Here is a 20,073-nt window from a genome sequence, read left to right as displayed (position 1 = left end):
AATGTCTACTTCCCTTCTTGATTTGCTAGTACAGCCTCGTGTAGGAAATCATGTAAATTATGAAGCCCCTTCACAAGAACTGCCATTTCTTCAGCGTTCATTCCTTCAATTGTTTTTAAAACTAATTTTTCATGGAATTTACGATGAAGACGATAAAGTAAGCGACCTTTCTTGGTCAGACCTAAAATTACAATTCTTCGATCGGCTTCGCTCTTCAAACGAACCACGTAGCCTTTTTTGACTAATGCATTTACTGCAACTGTTAGCGTCCCAACAGTGACATTCAATTTATTAGCGACTTCCGTTGTCGTATGTTCGCTATACATTCCAATCGCTTCAATGGCATGCATCTCTTTAATGGATAAATCATTAAATTGGCTTTGCGCCAGCGAAGATTCTTCAATGTCGAGCATTTGGTTAAAGACGTCCACCAAGTACCCGTTTATGGTCTCTAGAGTTGGTTCCATAAAAGATTTTCTCCTTTTGTTTGAATATCAAATCATTTGATGTTCAAAGTATATTATTTTTTACTTTGACTGTCAAACTATTTTTTGTAAGTTATTTTGAAATTCAAACTATCTTCAAATTTATTAGTGCTTACATTATGATAACAAAGGGATTTTAATTTTTTCATTTTCATAAAAACAACAATTTTGAAAGAAAACTATCCAGCTGAAAATATATGAAAAAAGCTAGATAGAAGACTCTATCTAGCTTTTGAACTACTTTTTGAAAACACATTTCCCATTTACATAGGTTGCTACCACTTCCACTTTTAATAAGTCTTGTGGATTTCCTGCTACAATATTTCTATCTAAAACGACAAAATCGGCCAAATTGCCTACTTCCAATGTTCCGATATCTAATCGACTTAATGCTTTAGCGGCACCACTGGTGTGCGCCTTTAATGCTTCAACAATAGAAATGCGTTGTTCAGGCATTAAACAAGGTTCCGGTAACTGTTCTCTAGTTTGACGGGCTACCGCGTTAAACATCGACTCAAACGGTGTAACATCCAGTACCACTGGCGTATCCGTTCCAAAACCAAGCGTCGCACCTTCTTCTAAGAAGGATTTGAACGGGAACATATGACGCGCACGCTCTGCTCCAACTTCTTCATCTAAAGTTTCATATCCGACTAATAAATGACTTGGCTGAACAGAAACAATGAGGGAAGCTTGAGCCGTTAATGGAAGGTCTGTAGGATCCATCACTTCTAAATGCTCAATCGTGTTGAATTTATACGGTGCGTCAAAGGGGGTTTCTTCTTGAGCCTTTTTGAAATTTTGAAGCGTTAAAGCAATGGCCTTATCGCCTACCGTATGAATTCTCATTGGCCATCCTTCTTTATTGGCAAGAAGCGTTAAACGTTCCATCTTTTCTTCTGTTAAGAGTGGCCCTCCGACATCTCCCTCGAAGAACGGCATTGGATACGGCTCTTTCAAATAGGCGGTATGAGAACTTGTCACTCCATCATAAAATTGCTTTACGCCACCCATTTGAAGCATTTTGGAACGGTATTTTTTGTACAGTTCACGGTTTTGTTCTACTGCCTCACGCATCGCTGGGAAGAAGCTAACACGTACAGTGGCCTCTTTTTCCACTTTTGCGTAAAGCTCAGGGTATACAATATCATCAGGACTTTCACCCGTTAAGGCCACATCCCCAACTGCCGTCACACCCATTTGGTTTAAGTATGACATATAATTTTTTAACGCCTGTTCTTCATCGTCTTTATAAACAGATAATACTTTTGATAAATAATAGATGGCTTTTGCTTCAAGAAATACTCCTGTTAGCTTGCCGTCTTTTACAACTGCTTCTCCACCAATGTTTTGTGGAATGGCTTCTGGGGTTAATTCGAGTACTTCTAGTGCCTTTGAATTAAACCAAATCGTATGAGCGTCCCCTGCAATTAAACAAATAGGAATTGTCTTTGAAGCTTTATCAAGGTCTTCATTCGTTGGCAAAATTTGCTGTCCAAAATCACTCGCATACCATCCAATTCCAATTTTCCAACCATTATATTCAGGAATGGATTCCGCTTGTGTGATGACTTCTTCAATAGAGGCTCCTCCCACCGCTTTCATTTTTCCTAAATGAATTAAAGCAGACAAATACAAATGAACATGCGCGTCAATAAACCCAGGAGTCACTAATTGGTCTCCTACATCGATAACTTCCCCTACAAGGGAAGTATTGTAATCTAAATGGTTTACAATCACGCCATCTTTGATTTCTAAAATAGCAGGTACTGCTTCATTTGTGTCTCCAATGAAGATATTCTTACTTTTTAAATAATAGTGCATATTATAATCCCATCTTGAAGTCTAAAAAGGCTTCATTATATTTTGTTATCCATTCATTTCCTAAAAACTCATAATGTTCCAGAGATTGGATAACTTCTTCTGATGGATAGAACGTCTCATCTGCAGTGACTTCTGGATCCATCAACTCTTTGGCTTTTTCATTAGGAGTTGCGTACCCAACAAATTCAGCATTTTTGGCTGCATTTTCTGGACGTAACATAAAGTTAATAAAGGCATATGCTCCTTCAACATTCACTGCTGTGTGCGCAATTGCAAAGTTATCCGTCCAAACGGCACTTCCATCTTTTGGTAAAATATATTGTACGTTTGGATTTTCTTCTGCAACTGCAGCTGCATCTCCAGAATACCCCATTCCGATTGGAGCTTCTTCCAGTTTCATCATGGTTTTAATTTCTTCATTGAGTACTGCGCGAACATTTGATTTTAATTCTTTCAATTTTTCTTCAGCTGCTTTTAATTCAGTTTCATTCTTAGAATTTAATGAATACCCTAAGGATTGGAGAGCCATCCCTAACGCTTCACGGTTTCCGTCAAGTACAAGAAGTTTGTTTTTAAACTCCTCTTTCCATAAATCACCCCACGTTTGGATACTTTCAGGATCGATATACTTCGTATTCACCATAATCCCAACCGTTCCCCAGAAATAAGGAATGGTGTATTGATTTCCTTGATCAACGGGACTATTTAATAAGAAAGAAGAAATATTTTCTAGTCCTTTAATCTTTGAATGGTCTAATTTTTGAAGTAAATTCTGATTTACTAATTTGGTAATACTTGATTCACTTGGAAATACCAAATCATATCGCGTTCCACCTTGTTTCAATTTAGCCTCCATCGCATCATTGGAATCAAATGTTTCATAAACCACTTGAATTCCAGTTTCTGCTTCAAATTCTTTAATTAATTCTGGATCGATATAATTCCCCCAGTTAAATAGGAACAATTGTTGTTGTTCTGAAGAAGAACTCGATTCTTCTTTGGCCTCTTTGTTTTGAATAAAATTTTTTACTCCAAATAAAATAGCTACCATTGCAAGGATAGCAATCATTAAAGTGACTAGTCTTTTCATTTATAACCCCTTCTCATTAAAAAACTGCTTTTAACAAAGATTCAAATCCAAATTAAAAGCAGTTTCATTATTATTTTGATTTAACGTAGTTTTTGCCGTTCGCAGCTGGCCCTTCCGATTTACCAATGAATCCTACCAATACAATGATAGTAATCAAATATGGCGCAATCGTCAAGCCTACTGACGGAATATCTTTAATAATTGGAATGTAGTTTCCAATAACCCCTAAACTTTGAGCAAGACCAAAGAGTAAAGCGGATAACATCACACTCACAGAATTCCATTTACCAAAGATCATCGCTGCCATTGCAATAAATCCTTGACCCGCTATGGTTGTCGCAGAAAAGTTCAGTGTAATCGATTGAGCAACAATAGCTCCACCAATCCCTGCTAAGAACCCTGAGATTAATACTCCTGCAAAACGCATATGATAAACATTAATTCCTAAAGTATCGGCTGCTTGAGGATGTTCCCCAACCGAACGTAAACGTAAACCAAATTTTGTTTTATTTAAAATCATCGAACAGACAAAGGCCAATCCAATAGCTAAATAGGCTAAGAGGAAAGTATCTGTAAAGAAGATTTGACCGATGATTGGAATTGAACTTAGTACTGGAATAGTTGTCTTTCCAAAGTAGTTCGTAATAATTTCCGTTTGTCCGAGTTCGTTATACAAAAGTCTACATAAAAATACGGTTAAAGCGGGTGCCAGTAAGTTTAACACCGTTCCTGAAATAATATGATCAGCGCGCAAGTAAACAGTAGCTACAGCGTGAATCACCGAATAGCATGCTCCAGCAAGTGCCGCAACAAGGAGCGCTATCCAAGGTGTCCATGCGCCCAATTGTGGTGCAAATGCTAGGTTGAATACTGCAGATGCAAAAGCACCTATAACCATCGTTCCTTCAAGACCAATATTAACAATCCCACTTCTTTCAGAAAATACACCACCAAGTCCAGTTAAAATAAGAGGCGTTGAATAGATGAGCATATTTCCGACAATTACTTGTAATAGAGTGACTAAATCCATATCTATTTACCCCTTTCTTTTCCCAAAACTTGGAAATTTATCGACAATCACTTGCATTAAATAGTTCGCCCCAACAAAGAAAATAATAAAGGCAACTACAATAGATACAACCTCTGTAGGAATTTTTGCAAGTAGTGGCATGGAAATTCCACCAATCCGTAAAATTGCAAATACTAATGAAGAGAATAAGATTCCAAATGGATTACTTAGACCTAATAGCGCTACCGCCATTCCATCCCATCCAATACTTGGTAAGCTTTCAGAAGCAAATGCATGTTGGAATGTTCCTAATCCTTCCATAACTCCTCCAAGACCTGCAAGCCCACCAGAGATTAACATTGCTAAAATAATTGTTTTTTTAGCGCTCATACCGGAATACTCGGCCGCGTTTTTATTTAGCCCTACTGTTTTCAACTCAAATCCGGTTGTTGTCTTATTCATTAAAAGCCAGACAACAAACACAGCAGCTATCGCAATGAAGATTCCACCATGTAATGTAGATTTGCTTGTTAATTGATATAAGAAAGACATTTTTAAGCTGGCGGCTTCTGGAACGGATGCTGTAATTTCTGCTTTTTCTGTTAGAATTTCACGAATCACATAATTCACAATATGCAATGCTGTATAATTCAACATAATCGTCACGATAACTTCACTCGTATTAAAGTATGCTTTTAAATAACCCGCAATTCCTGCCCATAAAGCCCCTGCAAGCATCCCTACAAGAATACATAAAGGAAGTAATACAATTTTAGGTAAATCAGAGAAAAGAAGTCCTGTTGTAACAGAAGCAAACCACCCCATCAACGCTTGACCAGCTACCCCGATATTGAAGAACCCTGCATAACTTGCAAATGCAAAACCTAAGGCTACAAGAATCAGAGGCGTAGCTTGTCTTAAAGTTTCACCAATATAAAATGGTTTTCCTAGGGAACCTTTTAAAAGAGCTGAATAACCTTTAACAGGATCAAACCCAAATACCGCCATAATAATGGCCCCTACTAATAGCCCTAAAACAACTGAAAGGACAGGAATAAGGACTTTTTTATAACTCGCACCTTTCATTTTATAACTCCTCCTGTTTCATAGCTCTTACTTGTTCTCTTGTAGAACCAGCCATCAATAATCCTAATTCTGTTTCATTTGTTTCCTTAGTGTCTAACACATCCACAATTTTACCTTCATACATAACGGCAATTCGGTCCGCCACGTTTAAAATTTCATCTAGTTCAAAGCTCATTAACAAAACTGCTTTCCCTTTATTTCTTTGTTCAATAAGGCGTTTATGGATATATTCAATCGCCCCAACATCCAATCCCCTCGTTGGTTGTGCTGCAATTAATAAACTTGGGTCACGATCGATTTCTCGAGCAATAATCGCTTTTTGCTGATTTCCTCCTGAAAGAGAACCAGCTGAAATAGTAGGACTTGGTGTACGAACATCAAATTCTTCAATTAAGCGTTCTGCCAAATCGACAAATGCTTTTTTATTAAGGAATCCTCTTTTAGAGAGAGGTTCTTTATAATAAGTTTGAATTCCAATGTTCTCATCTAATCCCATTTGCAATACAAGCCCATGTTTATGACGGTCTTCTGGAATATGGCCTAGTCCCGTTTCCGTTCTTTGTCTTGTTGGCAGATGCGTTAAATCTTTTCCATTTAATTCAATTGAACCCTCTTCAATTTTTCTCAAACCTGCAAGAGCTTGAACGAATTCTGTTTGACCATTCCCATCCACCCCTGCAATACCAACCACTTCACCGTGGCGAACTGTTAAATCCAGACCGTTTACCGCATTAATTCCACGACTATCCTTTACAACTAAATTCTTAATTACAAGTGCGTCTGTCGTTGGTTTTGCAGCTTCTTTTTCCGTTTTAAAGGAAACTGAACGTCCAACCATCATATCTGCTAGTTCCTGATCAGAAACACTTCCCATTTCTACTGTCCCAATGACATTTCCACGACGAATAACAGTACAACGATCGGCTACAGCTTGAATTTCTTTAATTTTATGAGTGATTAAGAAAATCGATTTTCCTTCTTTTGTTAATTGCTTCATGATTAAAATCAATTCTTCAATTTCTTGTGGCGTCAATACAGCTGTTGGTTCGTCGAAGATTAAAATATCTGCCCCACGATAGAGAGTTTTAAGAATCTCCACTCTTTGTTCCATTCCCACAGAGATGTCTTCAATTTTAGCGTCTGGATCCACTACTAAGTGATACTTTTTAGACAACGCCAAAATTTCTTCTTTTACAGTATTTTTATTGATAAAACCGAATTTAGTTTGTTCTTTCCCTAAAATAATATTCTCAACAACTGAAAATTTCTTCACTAGCATAAAGTGTTGGTGAACCATCCCGATTTTCAATCGGTTCGCTGTATTTGGTGAATCAATTTTCGTTGGAACACCATTGACTTTAATTTCTCCCTCTGTTGGTTCTAATAAACCAGAAAGAATATTCATTAAAGTAGATTTTCCTGCCCCATTTTCTCCTAATAACGCATGGATTTCACCTTTCTTTAACGTTAAATCAATTTCGTTATTCGCAACAAAATCCCCAAATTTCTTCGTGATTCCTTTCATCTCAATCACAAATGTATCTTGTACCACTCTTCTCACCTCATAAATGATCTATGTATAAAAAAGTAGGAGTGAAGAAATATCCATTCTCTTCCACTCCTACTCCTCTCGTTTTAATCGTTAAATCTAATTAAGGTTTCGCAGGAACTTCTTGTTTTCCATCGATAATTGCTTTCTTATATTCAGCAACTTTTGCCTTAACTTCTTCCGTTAATTGACCATCTGTTAAACCAACACCATCATCTGATAATCCGTATACCACTTGTTCTCCACCATGATAGTTTCCTTTAGCAGCATCATCCGTAAATTTCATTAATGCCTGTTTAACACCTTTTAAAGTTGAAGTTAATGTAACATTACGAGAATCGTTGACCTTACCTTCTGCTTGTTGGTCTTGGTCTACCCCGATTACCCAAATTTTACGATCTGGATTTGTTTCAACGATAGATTTGGCTGCTGCAAATACACCTAAACCAGCACCACCTGCTGCCGCATAGATAACGTCGAAATCTGAAGCGTACATTGCTTCTGCTAAAGATTTAGCTTTTGCTGCATCAGAGAATGATTCAGCATATTGAATTTCAACAGTTGCATTTGGATTTACAGCTTTAACACCAGCTTTGAATCCTGCTTCGAATTTGTCAAGCGCTGGTCCGTGCATTCCACCGATGAAAGCAACTTTATTTGTTTTTGTAGTTAAACCAGCAGAAACCCCAGCTAGGAAAGCAGCCTCTTGGTCTCTATAGTTGATAGAAGCTACGTTTGGTTGTTCTACCACACTATCAATGATTGCAAAGTGAGCTTCTGGATTTGCTTTTGCTGCTTCTTCAACAGCTTTTTGTAATTTAAATCCGATAGCAAAAATAATATTATATTCATTTAACACTGCTGTGTTGAGGTTTGTTGTGTAATCAGATTCTGACTTAGAAAGAATGTAATCAACGCCATTGCCTTTTGTTTTACCACCATTGTTTTTACCCCATTCTAACAAACCTTCCCAAGCACCTTGGTTGAAAGATTTGTCATCAATACCACCAGTATCTGAAACCATAACGGCTTTAAAATTATCATTTGAACCTGAATTTGAAGCATTTGATGATGAAGATGAGTTAGTAGAAGAACCACCACATGCTGCTAATACAGCACTTGCACCAATAGATAAAGCGAATAAAGCAAAACTCTTCTTAATTTTCACAATAAAAAACCTCCAATAAATGATTTACTACAGTCATTCTATCATAAATAAAATGAAAAGCAAGATAAATCTTTCTATTGGAGGTAATTTTATCGAAAAATGTTCGTGTTTTACATTTCTAAGTGTTTGTTTCAGTGGTTTCAGAAGCATTATTTTCACTGAAAACATGAACATTCACTTTTCTTCCTTTGCTTCCATCTGCAGGACCGACATAACCACGCGCTTCTAAATCGTCAATCATTCGTGCTGCACGGTTAAATCCGATACGGAAACGTCTTTGTAAGTAGGAAGTACTAATCGTTTCTTGTTCTTTTAATAATTCGATGACTTCGTAGAATAGTTCGTCTTCAGGTTCACTACCACCAGCAGCAGTTGTGTTTTCTGAAGGCATCATCGCTTCATCATACTCTACTTCTTGCTGATTTTTCACGAAATCAACGATACGTTCGACTTCTTCATCCGTTAAGAATGCACCCTGTACACGAATTGGTTTATTTTCACCCATTGGCATATACAGCATATCCCCGCGTCCTAAAAGTTTCTCAGCGCCATTAGCATCAATAATCGTACGAGAGTCTGTACCACTAGATACCGCAAAGGCGATACGAGAAGGAACGTTGGCTTTAATAATCCCTGTGATAACGTCAACCGATGGACGTTGTGTTGCTAGAATCATATGAATCCCGGCAGCACGAGCCATTTGCGCAAGACGAATAATCGTGTCTTCCACTTCATTACTTGCAACCATCATTAAGTCCGCAAGTTCGTCTACAATCACGACGATATAAGGAAGCGTTGGGTTATTTTCGCCTGTTTCACGGTTATATTGTTCGACATGAGCGTTATACCCATCGATATTACGCATTCCCATTGAAGCAAATAATTCGTAACGTTTTTCCATCTCAGCCACAACCTTTTGTAAGGCTTGCGCGGCTTTACGAGGGTTTGTTACAACCGGTGTTAATAGATGAGGAATACCATTATACACATTCAACTCTACCATCTTCGGATCAATCATCATCAGTTTCACTTCATGTGGTTTTGTCTTCATTAAAATACTTGTGATAATGCCGTTAATACATACGGATTTACCAGAACCAGTTGAACCGGCAATTAACATATGCGGCATTTTCGTAATATCGCAAAGACGAACATTACCAGAGATATCTCTTCCTAATGGTACGTCTAAAGGTTTTGGAGATTGAATCGCCGATTGAATCACATCGCTAAAGGATACAAAACTTGTTTGGCTATTTGGAACTTCAATCCCTACATATGGTTTTCCTGGGATTGGAGCTTCGATACGAATATCTTTAGCAGCAAGTGCTAGAGCTATATCATCACTCAAGTTAACAATCTTACTTACCTTCACACCGATTGCTGGTTGAATTTCGTATTTTGTAACGGCTGGCCCTAGCATTGGGTTTGGCATGACTTTAGCATCCACCCCAAAACTTGCAAACGTACGCTCTAAAATACGCATATTGCGTTCCACAATTGTACGTTCATTCGATTGATCGGATTGTTGAACAGGATTCAATAAGGTCACTGGAGGTAATTGATAATCTTCATCATTTTCCTCGCCTCCCATTGCTAAGTCTCCGATATCTTCCCCATCATCCTCAAACGCATCATCCTCATGGATAGAGTTTTCTTGTGTTTTAGAAGCGATTGGCGATGGAGTTGAAACTACTGGTGTTACCGGCGGAACTGGCTCTGGAGAAACTACTGGCTCACTGTAGACAGGTTCATACAATTCCTGCTCCGTATCTACCATTGATTCATCTTCATAATCATCAAAGAAGGCATTTTTCATTCGGTTTAATAAGGAATGTTCTTTTCGTTCTTCCTTTACTGGTTCTTCTACTGGTAAAGAATCATCCGGATGGGTTTCTGGATTTGAAGTATATAAATCCTCTTCTTCAAGCGCTTTTTGTTTGGCTTCTTTTTCTGCCTTTTTCTCAGCAATTTTTTGAGAAAGATTGGATACGTGAGTTCGAACAAAATTCATAACATCACTTAAATGAATATCAAAAATAAGTAAGGCACTGCATACTAGAAGTAAGAATACTAATAAATAAGTTCCCCATTGCGATACGAGGAAATAAGTTCCCGCATATAAAAGCGTACCAATGAGCCCTCCACCAAGGTTTTGAGAAATCATATTGGATGTAAAATCAACCATAAATCGGTTCATCATCTCTTGAAATAAAGGAGACCCTGAACTCGTAAAGCTACTATAAGTCATTACCGATACAAATAGGAGTAACGCAATACTTGAGCAAACTGCTGCCACAGTCCATCTCCAAATAATTTTAGGCATTCGTCCTCTAAAGAGCATTCCAAATCCAGCAAGGATTCCGCAAATGCCTCCGAACACAAATAAATCTCCTATAAAGAAGCGAATGACGTTTGCAAAAAATTTACCCAAGAATCCCAGTTGAAATATTGCTAATAAACAATAGACAATCAAAAATACCGCTAACGCTTCTATAGAAAGTAAGGGATTTGAGTTTTGAGTATTTTTGCTTCTAGACGTTTTTTTCTTTGTTTGTTTAGCCACGTTCTTCTCCTTTCAAGTCTACTAATTGATTTTTTTTATCAACAATCATAATTCCATGAAAAATCTGAAGGTCACATTCACAAGGAACACAATAATCTGTTTCTACAGTGTTCCAAAATGCAACACAGCAAGATCCTTTCTCACGTTTTTCTGGATAGTTATCTTCAAAATTTTGATAGAGAGCCTGATAGGCACAAAGAGCCTCTTCAATCTCATCAAATTCTTCTGTCGAAACAATCATCTTTTCCCAGTCTTCAAAAAACCACCATGGTTCATCATGACCCGCTGTTTCAATCACTTTAAACATGTTTTCACCTCGTATCTTAGTATACCAAATTTTAGGAAATCATGGTAATCTTGTTTCATAAAGATGACAAATTAATCATCATTTAAGGAGGTATTTCTATGATTACTCGACAAATTCGCGTCTGGGGACGAGTTCAAGGTGTTGGCTTCCGTTTCTTCACACAGCAACTCGCTATTCAACTAGAGATTACTGGAACGGTTCAAAACAAAATGGATGGTTCTGTCCTAGCCGTAGCTCAAGGAGAGCCAAACGCTGTCAATCGCTTTATTGAACGTGTAAAAGCATCCACTTCTCCTTACGGACGTGTCGACCGATACGAAGAATGTTCATTGATGGATGCACCTCTTTTTACAAAATTTGAAATTATATAAAGAACATTGCTATTTCAACGAAACCCGTGTAAAATAAGTCATGTTATTAAATGAAAAGGAAAGTGATTATGAAACTTACTAAAAAAACGCAACTGCTTTTCGTTGCAACTGTTCTTCCACTACTATTAGCAGGATGTACCGTGCAATATAATGCAGATCATCAACCCGTTGGATGGCTCTATGAATATCTAGTCGTCCCAACACAATGGTTATTAAATCAAATTGCTTCTATGTTTAATGGAAATTATGCTATTGCGATTGTTATCGTCTCCGTTTTAGTCCGTGTGGTTTTAATGCCAACACAATTCCATCAAATGAAATCAATGCTTGTGCAACAAGAGAAGATGGCTGTTTTAAAACCATATATTGCGGAAATTACTGCTCGTGCAGAACAAGCAGCAACTCCTCAAGAAAAACTAGAAATTCAACAAGAGCAAATGGATCTATACAAGTTAAATAACGTCTCATTAATGGGCGGACTTGGTTCTGGATGTCTTCCACTCTTAATTACACTTCCAATTTGGAGCGGATTATATAATGCAATCTTGCTATCTAACGAGATTTCAAGCAGTGACTTCATGGGAATTGCTCTAGGTAAAGAATTTGTTCCTTTAGCAATTGCTACAGCTGCACTATACTACATTCAATCTCTCGTAAGTCAAATGGGAATGGATGAAGAAACAAAGAAACAAAGTCGTTCTATGAACTATATTTTACCAGTAATGATGTTTATGATGACTTTCCAATCACCTGCAGGGGTTGGTATTTACTTCTTTGCTTCCGCTTTAATTCAAATCTTACAATCTTGGATTCAAAACACATACTTACGTCCAAAAATTAAAGCTCAAATTGACGAAGAGTTAAATCATGACAATGTAGTTTTACCAGAGCGTAAAACACCAAGCAAACCAGCACAAAAAGCAACACAACAAGAAACTTTTGCAAAGCGCCAAAATAAACCAGTTGGAAGAAACGCTGGAAAACAAAACCGCAAATAATAACGCAAAATACCTTTGAGAGTCTTCTCAAAGGTATTTTTTTGATGCACTGTGTATCCTGCATAATACGTAACATAGATGATACACTTTTCGTTTTTAAGTAAGTTTGTATCATTTTTGATACGTATCAAAAATTGTATGATCATTGTTTTTCTGCAAAAAAAAGAGATAAGAATCCTTATCTCTTCAATCGTTAAAAACTTCTTGTAATACTCTTTCGCCTAGTTCTATTTCATCCGACAAACTGAATTTTTGATTATTCCAAACTTGCCTTTTTCCTAATTGAATAGACTTCTCCAAATGTGATAACCATGGGTGCATTTCCATTAATTCTTGGTTACTTAGAACTTCCTTACTAAGAATCATTCCTCCAAGCGCTACGATTAGTTTAGAAATTTCGTCACTATACAACCATTCTAAAAATAATAGCGCTTGCTCTTTCATCTTACTTTCTTTTACAATCCCCACAGTTCCTCCACCAATCAGTGGTTGTTTTCCAGGAATACGAGCTACACCAAAATCAATATCGTTTTGCAACTGACCAGCAAGCACTGTTGAATAGTTAGAAAAGACGGTCATCATTGCTGTTTTTCCTTCAGCAAATTCCTGAACGATATCTCCCCACCATTTATCTTTGTTCTGATCACTAGTTTTCAAACTAGCCATATATTGCTCTAAAGCCGTTTGATAAGGATTATCAACTTGATTTAACACTTGCTCACGGTATCTTGGTAAGAAATCACATGAAGCAACGAGCGGCGTTTTCATCGCAATACTATGCCCATACTCAGTTTGAGATGCCTTATTTATATTCTTAGTGAAAAATTGGCAAATCAAGTCAAATTCTTCATAACTTTGTGGTACAATTAATTCTTTTCTAAACCGCTCATAAAACTCTCGTTGAACTAATTTATTTAAAAATAAGTCCTTGCGATAATAAAGTAATTGAACGGAAACATCTAAAGGAACACCATACCATTTTTTATTTGAATACATAAATTCGTTTAGTAATTTTTCGTCAAATTGTTTAAGAAGTTTCTTACTGCCTTCTACATCCTCTAAAGGAACAAAAAGATCCTCCGCCACTTCAGGTAACACGGCCATATCCAGTCGGATTAGATCATACCTCTTTGTGAATGCACTATTTTTAATTTTCGTAACATCGTACTCTGAAGATTCCAATTCTTCTATTTCAATGCGAATATTTGTCTCATGTTCAAAAATACCTGATAAGAATTTCAACACACGAGTTGTTGGAGAACTAATCGTTAGCAATCGTATCTTCTGAGGATTTGCATATTTCGTATAAACGTTTTTAGCTCTAAACCCTTCTGGTGTCATCAGAATACGACCCATATCCCCATTTTTAATTATATCGATGACCTTTTTAGCACACAATTTATAATCCAACTCAAAAATATTTTTTTTTGCACGAATAAGTTGAAAACTATCTAGAGCAAAAATATTTTCTATTCTGCTTCTTCCTAACCAAGACTGAATTTCTTGAATGTTTCTAAGAATCTCTCTATCAATTGCAAAAATAGCGCTGAACTCGTCAAGCCTCTCATATTGTTCAAACAATCGAATTAAATCTTGCCTATTCTCCATTGAAAATCTCTCAATTGAAATATGTTCAGAAATCTCATTCAAAATATCTTCAGATAATGATTTCCCATTCTCGAATTTATAATCGATTAACAGTAATTTTTGATTACCTTTATTCAATCGTTTTATTAACTCTTTTGCTAAAAGACTATAATCAAATGAGATAACACCATATTTATTCGGATCCTCCAAAACATCAACAAAATGTATTTTCGTATCCTGTTGAAATATTGTTAACACATTGTCTTTTGGAACATACCCAACAAATACTGCAACTGAAGGTTTTAATAAACTTTCCTTTTCTACAATACTTCGTAAATTTTTTTCTTTAAAATAGAAAACCTCAATCTCAATACTCTCTTTTTCAGCCTGTTGTAATATACTTTCGTAGAACACAGAATAATGTTCTTTTAAAACAAAGGGAATAAAAACAACTACTTTATTCGAGAAGCCCTTTCTCAACAGTTGAGCCTGAGGATTAATCGTATAACCTAATTCTTTTGCAGCCTTTAGGACTTTAGAAATCTTTTCTGAACTGACATTACCTCTCTGGTTTAAAACATTAGAGGCGGTTCCGTGAGAAACACCTGCTAATTTAGCAATGTCCTTAATTGTCGCCAATTCATTTCCTCCCTTAACTTATCTAAGTAAGTTAATAATTCACGTTCATTTTCTACAACAAATCCATTAATCCCGCAACGCGCTGCTCCCCAAATATTTTCTGACAAATCATCAAAAAACATCGTATCGTGAGGATCTAAATTGTAGCGTTCAAGAAGGATGTTATAAATTTTTTCATTGGGCTTCAAGACTTTTTCTTCGCAAGAAAGTACGATTCCTTTAGCAATAGAAGCCGCTGGAAGGTATCCTTCTTTTACCAAATCATAAAAAGTATAAGCTGTATTTGATAAAATGTAAATATTGTAGCCATTTTTTGAAAGTTCAATAATTCTATCTTGAACCTTTGTATAAACATCCACGTATTTATACCAGTATCTTGAAAGTTGAGTTAATTCATTTCGATACTCTTCCCCAATTTTAGTTGTAACTATCTCAATCATTTCTTCCCTAGTCTTCACACCTTCATCAGTTTGAACCCACAAACCAGTTTCAAAAACCTCTTTTCTTAACAAGTTTTGTAATTTTCTATCATCTGTAATAGCTTGTAAAATCTTCTCACTATTCCATTCAATGAGGACGTTTCCCATATCAAACACTAAATTTTTCAAATTATCTCCTCCAATAAAAAAGGCAATGACTTATATTCATTGCCTTTTAAATGTTATTTCTTTTTCTTTGATTTCTTAGCGTTTCTTCCTCTTGTTAAGTACAATGCTGCTGTTGAAATAATCATAAGAACTACAGTATATACAAAAGTCATTGCTTGAGCATTTGTAGTTGCTGTTTCATCACTGGCTTCCTTAATAACAATACCTAAAGGTTTAAATAAAGGATGATATAAGAATACGGATAAATCAAAGTCTGATAGTAAGCTGTTAAAGTTCAATACTGCCACAGATAATACCGTTGGCAAGATAAATGGAATGATAACTTTAATCATCGTTTGAAAAGTTGAAGCTCCCATACTACGAGATGCTTCTTCTAATTCATCATCAATACTGAAGAATACAGCTCTCACCATTCTGTATGAGAATGGTAATTTAACAACAATAAAAGCAATTAGTAACATTACAACAGTACCGATTAATACCCAGTTTAAGATAATCCATCTTGGTTGGTTGTATGTGAATAAAAATCCTAAAGCAATCAACGTTGATGGTAAAATCCATGGTACTAATGCACCGTATTCAAAAAGGAAATCAAATTTCCATGTGCTACGACGTACGATTCTTGCAATCACAATTGCTAAAATCGTTACTAACACCGCAGCCAATCCTGCATACACCAAACTGATTAAGTAAGGAGAAAATGCAGAAGCACTTGTAAAGAGTTGTTGGTAATTTTCTAGCGTAAAGTTCGCAAATGAAATTTCACCCTGTTTTATCGCTAATGGTTTTGTAAATGAATACAAAATAATAAATACAATTGGCATCACATAGATGAAGAATAAAACATAAGCGACAATATGCGCAATCACATTACCAATTGGTGATTGAATCTTTTGTTTTTTAATTTTTGCTTTAGTTTTTGAGATTGACATATAACGACCACCACGTTCAACACGATTCATGATAGTTAATAAGATAATTGTCGCTAATCCCAATAGCATAGCTAAAAATGCAGCTAAATCTTTTGAGGATTGTGATTTAGCAAATGTAATAATCATTGGGTTAATAGTTTGGAAATCAGTTCCCCCAACAATTAATGGTGCAGAAACTGCAGCTAACCCTGTTAAAAATGTTAAGATTGTTAACGCAAAAATGGTTGGTAGCAATGTAGGTAAAACAATCTTAAACAACACATTTGCTGGACTTGCCCCCATATTTCTTGCAGCTTCAATCGTATGATAGTCAACCGACCTCACTGCGTTTCGTAAGAACATCATATGGTTGGATGTACATGCGAAAGTCATAATAAATAATACAGCACCAAACCCGGTAAACCAGTTACTATCTAAACTTGGGAAAATTTGAGTTAAGAATTTAGTAATCACACCATTGCTTCCATAAACAAATTTATATCCAGTAACTAATACTACCCCACCATAAACTAGTGACGTCATATATCCAAGTTTTAATACTTTACTACCTTTAATTTCCCAGTACTCTGTAAATAAAACTACTAAAGTACCGACAACATTAACGGTAATTACTAATGCTACCGCTAAAATAAAACTATTTTGAATGGATTGCATTGCACGTTGAGAAGAAAAAATCTTCTGAACAGCAGTGAATGAAAATTGCCCATTTTTGTAGAAAATTTCTTTTAGTAGATTTAAGTTTGGGTAAATGACTAATGCAATTAATATCCAGCCCACAATGAGTCTTAAAATCCATTGACTTAGGCTATTTCTTTTGGCCATTAATCTCACCCCTAGTACTGTAGAATATCATTAGGATGAATAAATAATGTTAATTCTTGTCCTAACTCAAAAATTTCTAGATAATCATTCTTCTGAATCACACGTAGGATTTGTTCACTTTCAGCTTTAACGGTGTATTGAACCAATACCCCTTTAAACTCTGTATCAACCACCGTTCCTTTAATTGTGTAATCTTCTTCAGAAGTTGATTTGAATTTAATTCTTTCAAGTCGAATGTATCCAACTTTTTCTTCTTCCTTACCAGTCAATTCTTTCATTGTCTCTTCAGTAAGTTTATTAATATCTCCAATGAAATCACAAACAAACTCAGTCGCAGATTGGTTATAAATTTCTTGTGGAGTACCCACTTGTTCGATAAACCCATTATTGAATACAGCAATTCTATCTGAAAGCGTCAATGCTTCTTCTTGGTCATGGGTTACGTACAATGTAGTAATTCCTAAATCTCTTTGCAATCTCTTTAATTCAAGACGTAAATCAATTCGAAGTTTAGCATCTAAGTTAGATAAAGGTTCATCTAAGCAAAGAATTTTTGGTTCTAATACTAATGCACGAGCAAGAGCCACACGTTGTTGTTGTCCCCCACTTAATTCAGATACATTTCGTTGTAATTGTTTATCTGAAATTTTAATCTTTTGAGCAATTTCATTTACTTTTGCATCAATCTCAGATTTTGGCATTTTTTTGATTTTTAACCCATATGCGATGTTGTCATATACAGTCATAGTTGGGAATAAAGCATAACTTTGGAATACAATACCAATCTCTCTTTTTTCAGGAGCTAGACGAGTTATATCTTTCTCGTCTACGAAAATATTTCCTTTGGAAGGATCAATAAAACCAACTAGTGTTCTTAAAGTTGTAGATTTACCACAACCTGAGGGCCCCAAGAATGTAAAAAATTCGCCCTCTTTAATTTCTAAATTCAAATCATCTACGGCGACAAAGTCACCGTAGCTAATTTGAACATTCTCAAATTTAATCATGTTCAATTCCTCATCATTCTATTTTAAAAATTCAAGTTCAACTTTTTCAACCCATGAGCTGATATTTTTTGAAATGAATTCCCAATCTAATTTTTGAGATTTTACTTTACTCATAAAGTCTTTAACATCATCATTTGCTTGTTCAAGAGCTTTTTTATTTGCTGGAATAGAAGAGAATTTCTTAGACCATTCAGCTTGAACTTCTGCACTACCAAACCAATTAATGAATTTTTGTACTGTTTCTTTCTTCTTAGAAGTGTTTAAAATACCAATTTGTTCAGTTACAAACGGTTCACCAACTTCTGGATACATAACATTGAAGTTATATTTACGTTCGTTTTTATTTTGTAAATAACCAGAACCCCACATCATGTTATATTCAATACCATCTTTTTTATCGATAATCATACCAATATAGTCTGTTTCACTTGCTACGACTTTAGCGTTTTGAGCGTACCCCTTGATAACGTCCCAGCCTTCTTTAGAAACTCCTAACTCGCCGCTGTCATCGCGGTAGCGAGAAGCAATACTTCCTAAGATAACTTTTGAAGTACCTCCACTTAATTTGAAGATGTTATATTTACCTTTGTATTCAGGTTTAGCTAAGTCGGTCCAATCTTTTGGCATTGTTGAAGATTCGTTACCAATCAATACTAGTGGTTGTACTACTAATGGATAGAATAATCCGTCAGCATCTCCAAGAGATAAGTCTACTTCGCTTTTCCAACTTGGCTCATATTTTTCTAATAAGTTTTCATCTTTCAAACGGTTAAATTCCATATTATTTAAACCAAAAATCATATCCGCAATCGCATTATTTTTTTCTGCGATAACACGGTCTGCTAACTCACCACCGTTGATACTTACAAATTCAATATTAAAGCCATTTTCAGCAGCTTTTTCTTTCAACCAGTCTCCACGACCGTTTGATACTGAGTTTGAGTAAATAACGATTTTTTCATCTGAAGATCCTGATGATCCAGAAGATGCTTGCGTACTTTCAGATGAAGAAGATGTGCTAGGCGCACATGCCGCACCAAGTATCGCAACTGATAATAAAGCTAATTTTTTCAATGTTTTGTTCATAAAGATTCTCCTTTATTTTTGTATATTTTTAATATATGAACTTAATAAATATGGCCAATCGGTTTGAATAATATCAAATCCCATTTCCAATAATTTGCCAAAGCTACCATCTAAATCTCCTGAAACTGCTCTATGGTCATCACAGTCTCCACATAACTTAGACACTTTATTTAATGTCAAAGTATTGGCCCAGAGTAGCAATCCTTTTTGATGAAGTTCATCCATAAAATCAGGATTTACCGTTTCAGCATCTAGAGTTTTAAAGATTAACTCAACAGCAACTGTATTGATGTTGGCATATTGCTCAACCAACCGATACTCTTCTTGAGTCTTGACGATTGGCATAAAAGCGATTTCAAATTTAGCCGCATTTAAAACTTCTAGAATTTCTGCTTTAGCTGGAGCTTTTAAAATACAACAACTTGTATCTGGACGTTTTTTTAAATAATCAAGGAACGTATCCCAGTAAAACCAGCTACGATCTAAGTTGATAAAGCAATCCTTTTCTGATAAATAATCTAAGATAACATCGACTCTCTCAACATGACCTTCAAGTGGTTTATCGAATTCATTCGTCACTACAAGATGATCGATTTCATCAGAGTTTAATTCTCTAATATCTACTTCCTTTCCAAAAATATACTTTTCAACCCCGTCATGTAGTCCGTAAAAAATACCATCTTTTGAACGAACAATATCGAGTTCGACAATATCAGCACCATGTAATAATGCGTTATTAAAGGCTAGTCGAGTATTCTGAATTACAGAAGCTCCACAAGTTCCTCTATGAGCGCACACTAGTACATGCTCTTTTCTTGCTTCTTGTAATGGATTAGTCATAATCATCCTCCTCTACTTTGATAGTGTACAATTAATTTTGGAACGTGTCAATATGAAACGCTATCATTTTTCACCGCTTTTTTCACACCATTATATTCTTCT

General features: G+C 35.9%; 17 protein-coding genes. 2 read left to right on the top strand and 15 right to left on the bottom strand.

Features of this window, described 5'->3' with window-relative positions:
• Positions 1–5 precede the first annotated feature (5 nt).
• The 9 genes from NQ540_RS04280 to NQ540_RS04240 all read right to left on the bottom strand — a co-directional run bounded on the left by NQ540_RS04280 (position 6) and on the right by NQ540_RS04240 (position 11,081).
• The gene (locus NQ540_RS04280; protein ID WP_005605272.1) at positions 6–467 is read right to left on the bottom strand and encodes a MarR family winged helix-turn-helix transcriptional regulator; all 462 of its coding nucleotides are present in this window, start codon (positions 465–467) and stop codon (positions 6–8) included.
• Between the two features lie 255 nt (positions 468–722).
• On the bottom strand, positions 723–2,309 hold the full coding sequence (locus NQ540_RS04275) for an amidohydrolase (RefSeq protein WP_005605270.1): 1,587 nt from the start codon (positions 2,307–2,309) through the stop codon (positions 723–725).
• Between the two features lies 1 nt (position 2,310).
• Positions 2,311–3,399 (bottom strand): ABC transporter substrate-binding protein, encoded by a 1,089-nt coding sequence (locus NQ540_RS04270; protein WP_005605268.1) that lies wholly within the window; start codon positions 3,397–3,399, stop codon positions 2,311–2,313.
• A gap of 70 nt (positions 3,400–3,469) precedes the next feature.
• The gene (locus NQ540_RS04265) at positions 3,470–4,429 is read right to left on the bottom strand and encodes an ABC transporter permease (protein WP_005605266.1); all 960 of its coding nucleotides are present in this window, start codon (positions 4,427–4,429) and stop codon (positions 3,470–3,472) included.
• 6 nt (positions 4,430–4,435) lie between these two features.
• Positions 4,436–5,494, bottom strand: a complete 1,059-nt coding sequence (locus NQ540_RS04260) for an ABC transporter permease (RefSeq protein WP_005605264.1) — start codon at positions 5,492–5,494, stop codon at positions 4,436–4,438.
• Position 5,495: 1 nt separating this feature from the next.
• Positions 5,496–7,046 carry an ABC transporter ATP-binding protein gene (locus NQ540_RS04255; RefSeq protein WP_005605262.1) on the bottom strand — a complete coding sequence of 517 codons (1,551 nt, stop codon included), beginning with the start codon at positions 7,044–7,046 and terminating at the stop codon, positions 5,496–5,498.
• A 100-nt stretch (positions 7,047–7,146) separates the two neighbouring features.
• Positions 7,147–8,205: a BMP family lipoprotein gene (locus NQ540_RS04250; protein WP_039848859.1), complete on the bottom strand. Its 1,059-nt coding sequence runs from the start codon at positions 8,203–8,205 to the stop codon at positions 7,147–7,149.
• 124 nt (positions 8,206–8,329) lie between these two features.
• A complete protein-coding gene (locus tag NQ540_RS04245; protein WP_005605259.1) occupies positions 8,330–10,774 on the bottom strand; it encodes a DNA translocase FtsK in 2,445 nt (814 codons plus the stop codon).
• The gene (locus NQ540_RS04240) at positions 10,767–11,081 is read right to left on the bottom strand and encodes a DUF1033 family protein (protein WP_005605257.1); all 315 of its coding nucleotides are present in this window, start codon (positions 11,079–11,081) and stop codon (positions 10,767–10,769) included. The genes NQ540_RS04245 and NQ540_RS04240 overlap by 8 nt, the downstream gene beginning before the upstream one ends.
• Positions 11,082–11,179: 98 nt before the next feature.
• Here NQ540_RS04240 and NQ540_RS04235 point away from each other — a divergent pair, with 98 nt between their 5' ends.
• On the top strand, positions 11,180–11,452 hold the full coding sequence (locus NQ540_RS04235) for an acylphosphatase (RefSeq protein WP_005605255.1): 273 nt from the start codon (positions 11,180–11,182) through the stop codon (positions 11,450–11,452).
• 68 nt (positions 11,453–11,520) lie between these two features.
• The gene (gene yidC / locus NQ540_RS04230; RefSeq protein ID WP_156780407.1) at positions 11,521–12,450 is read left to right on the top strand and encodes a membrane protein insertase YidC; all 930 of its coding nucleotides are present in this window, start codon (positions 11,521–11,523) and stop codon (positions 12,448–12,450) included.
• A 186-nt stretch (positions 12,451–12,636) separates the two neighbouring features.
• Here yidC and NQ540_RS04225 read toward each other — a convergent pair whose 3' ends face one another.
• The 6 genes from NQ540_RS04225 to NQ540_RS04200 are packed head-to-tail and all read right to left on the bottom strand — an operon-like array spanning position 12,637 to position 19,971.
• Complete coding sequence (locus tag NQ540_RS04225) at positions 12,637–14,676, bottom strand: extracellular solute-binding protein (RefSeq protein WP_005605252.1); 2,040 nt, start codon at positions 14,674–14,676, stop codon at positions 12,637–12,639.
• Entirely contained in the window at positions 14,646–15,284 is a 639-nt protein-coding gene (locus NQ540_RS04220; RefSeq protein WP_050755082.1) for an HAD family hydrolase, read from the bottom strand. Before NQ540_RS04220 ends, NQ540_RS04225 begins: the two co-directional genes overlap by 31 nt.
• 53 nt (positions 15,285–15,337) lie before the next feature.
• A complete protein-coding gene (locus NQ540_RS04215) occupies positions 15,338–17,038 on the bottom strand; it encodes an ABC transporter permease (protein WP_005605250.1) in 1,701 nt (566 codons plus the stop codon).
• Positions 17,039–17,049: 11 nt separating this feature from the next.
• On the bottom strand, positions 17,050–18,045 hold the full coding sequence (locus NQ540_RS04210) for an ABC transporter ATP-binding protein (RefSeq protein ID WP_005605249.1): 996 nt from the start codon (positions 18,043–18,045) through the stop codon (positions 17,050–17,052).
• Between the two features lie 18 nt (positions 18,046–18,063).
• Complete coding sequence (locus NQ540_RS04205; RefSeq protein ID WP_005605248.1) at positions 18,064–19,131, bottom strand: extracellular solute-binding protein; 1,068 nt, start codon at positions 19,129–19,131, stop codon at positions 18,064–18,066.
• 12 nt (positions 19,132–19,143) lie between these two features.
• Positions 19,144–19,971: a glycerophosphodiester phosphodiesterase family protein gene (locus tag NQ540_RS04200; protein ID WP_039848751.1), complete on the bottom strand. Its 828-nt coding sequence runs from the start codon at positions 19,969–19,971 to the stop codon at positions 19,144–19,146.
• Positions 19,972–20,073: the final 102 nt, after the last annotated feature.

It is taken from the genome of Granulicatella adiacens ATCC 49175, assembly GCF_025150565.1.
GTDB lineage: Bacteria > Bacillota > Bacilli > Lactobacillales > Aerococcaceae > Granulicatella > Granulicatella adiacens.
This window is presented reverse-complemented; position numbering and strand designations above follow the sequence as displayed.

Excerpts from the sequence above, each read along its gene's own strand:
- NQ540_RS04280 (WP_005605272.1), bottom strand. The coding sequence starts at position 467 with ATGGAACCAACTCTAGAGACCATAAACGGGTACTTGGTGGACGTCTTT.
- NQ540_RS04275 (WP_005605270.1), bottom strand. The coding sequence starts at position 2,309 with ATGCACTATTATTTAAAAAGTAAGAATATCTTCATTGGAGACACAAAT.
- NQ540_RS04270 (WP_005605268.1), bottom strand. The coding sequence starts at position 3,399 with ATGAAAAGACTAGTCACTTTAATGATTGCTATCCTTGCAATGGTAGCT.
- NQ540_RS04265 (WP_005605266.1), bottom strand. The coding sequence starts at position 4,429 with ATGGATTTAGTCACTCTATTACAAGTAATTGTCGGAAATATGCTCATC.
- NQ540_RS04260 (WP_005605264.1), bottom strand. The coding sequence starts at position 5,494 with ATGAAAGGTGCGAGTTATAAAAAAGTCCTTATTCCTGTCCTTTCAGTT.
- NQ540_RS04240 (WP_005605257.1), bottom strand. The coding sequence starts at position 11,081 with ATGTTTAAAGTGATTGAAACAGCGGGTCATGATGAACCATGGTGGTTT.
- NQ540_RS04235 (WP_005605255.1), top strand. The coding sequence starts at position 11,180 with ATGATTACTCGACAAATTCGCGTCTGGGGACGAGTTCAAGGTGTTGGC.
- yidC (WP_156780407.1), top strand. The coding sequence starts at position 11,521 with ATGAAACTTACTAAAAAAACGCAACTGCTTTTCGTTGCAACTGTTCTT.
- NQ540_RS04215 (WP_005605250.1), bottom strand. The coding sequence starts at position 17,038 with ATGGCCAAAAGAAATAGCCTAAGTCAATGGATTTTAAGACTCATTGTG.
- NQ540_RS04210 (WP_005605249.1), bottom strand. The coding sequence starts at position 18,045 with ATGATTAAATTTGAGAATGTTCAAATTAGCTACGGTGACTTTGTCGCC.
- NQ540_RS04205 (WP_005605248.1), bottom strand. The coding sequence starts at position 19,131 with ATGAACAAAACATTGAAAAAATTAGCTTTATTATCAGTTGCGATACTT.
- NQ540_RS04200 (WP_039848751.1), bottom strand. The coding sequence starts at position 19,971 with ATGACTAATCCATTACAAGAAGCAAGAAAAGAGCATGTACTAGTGTGC.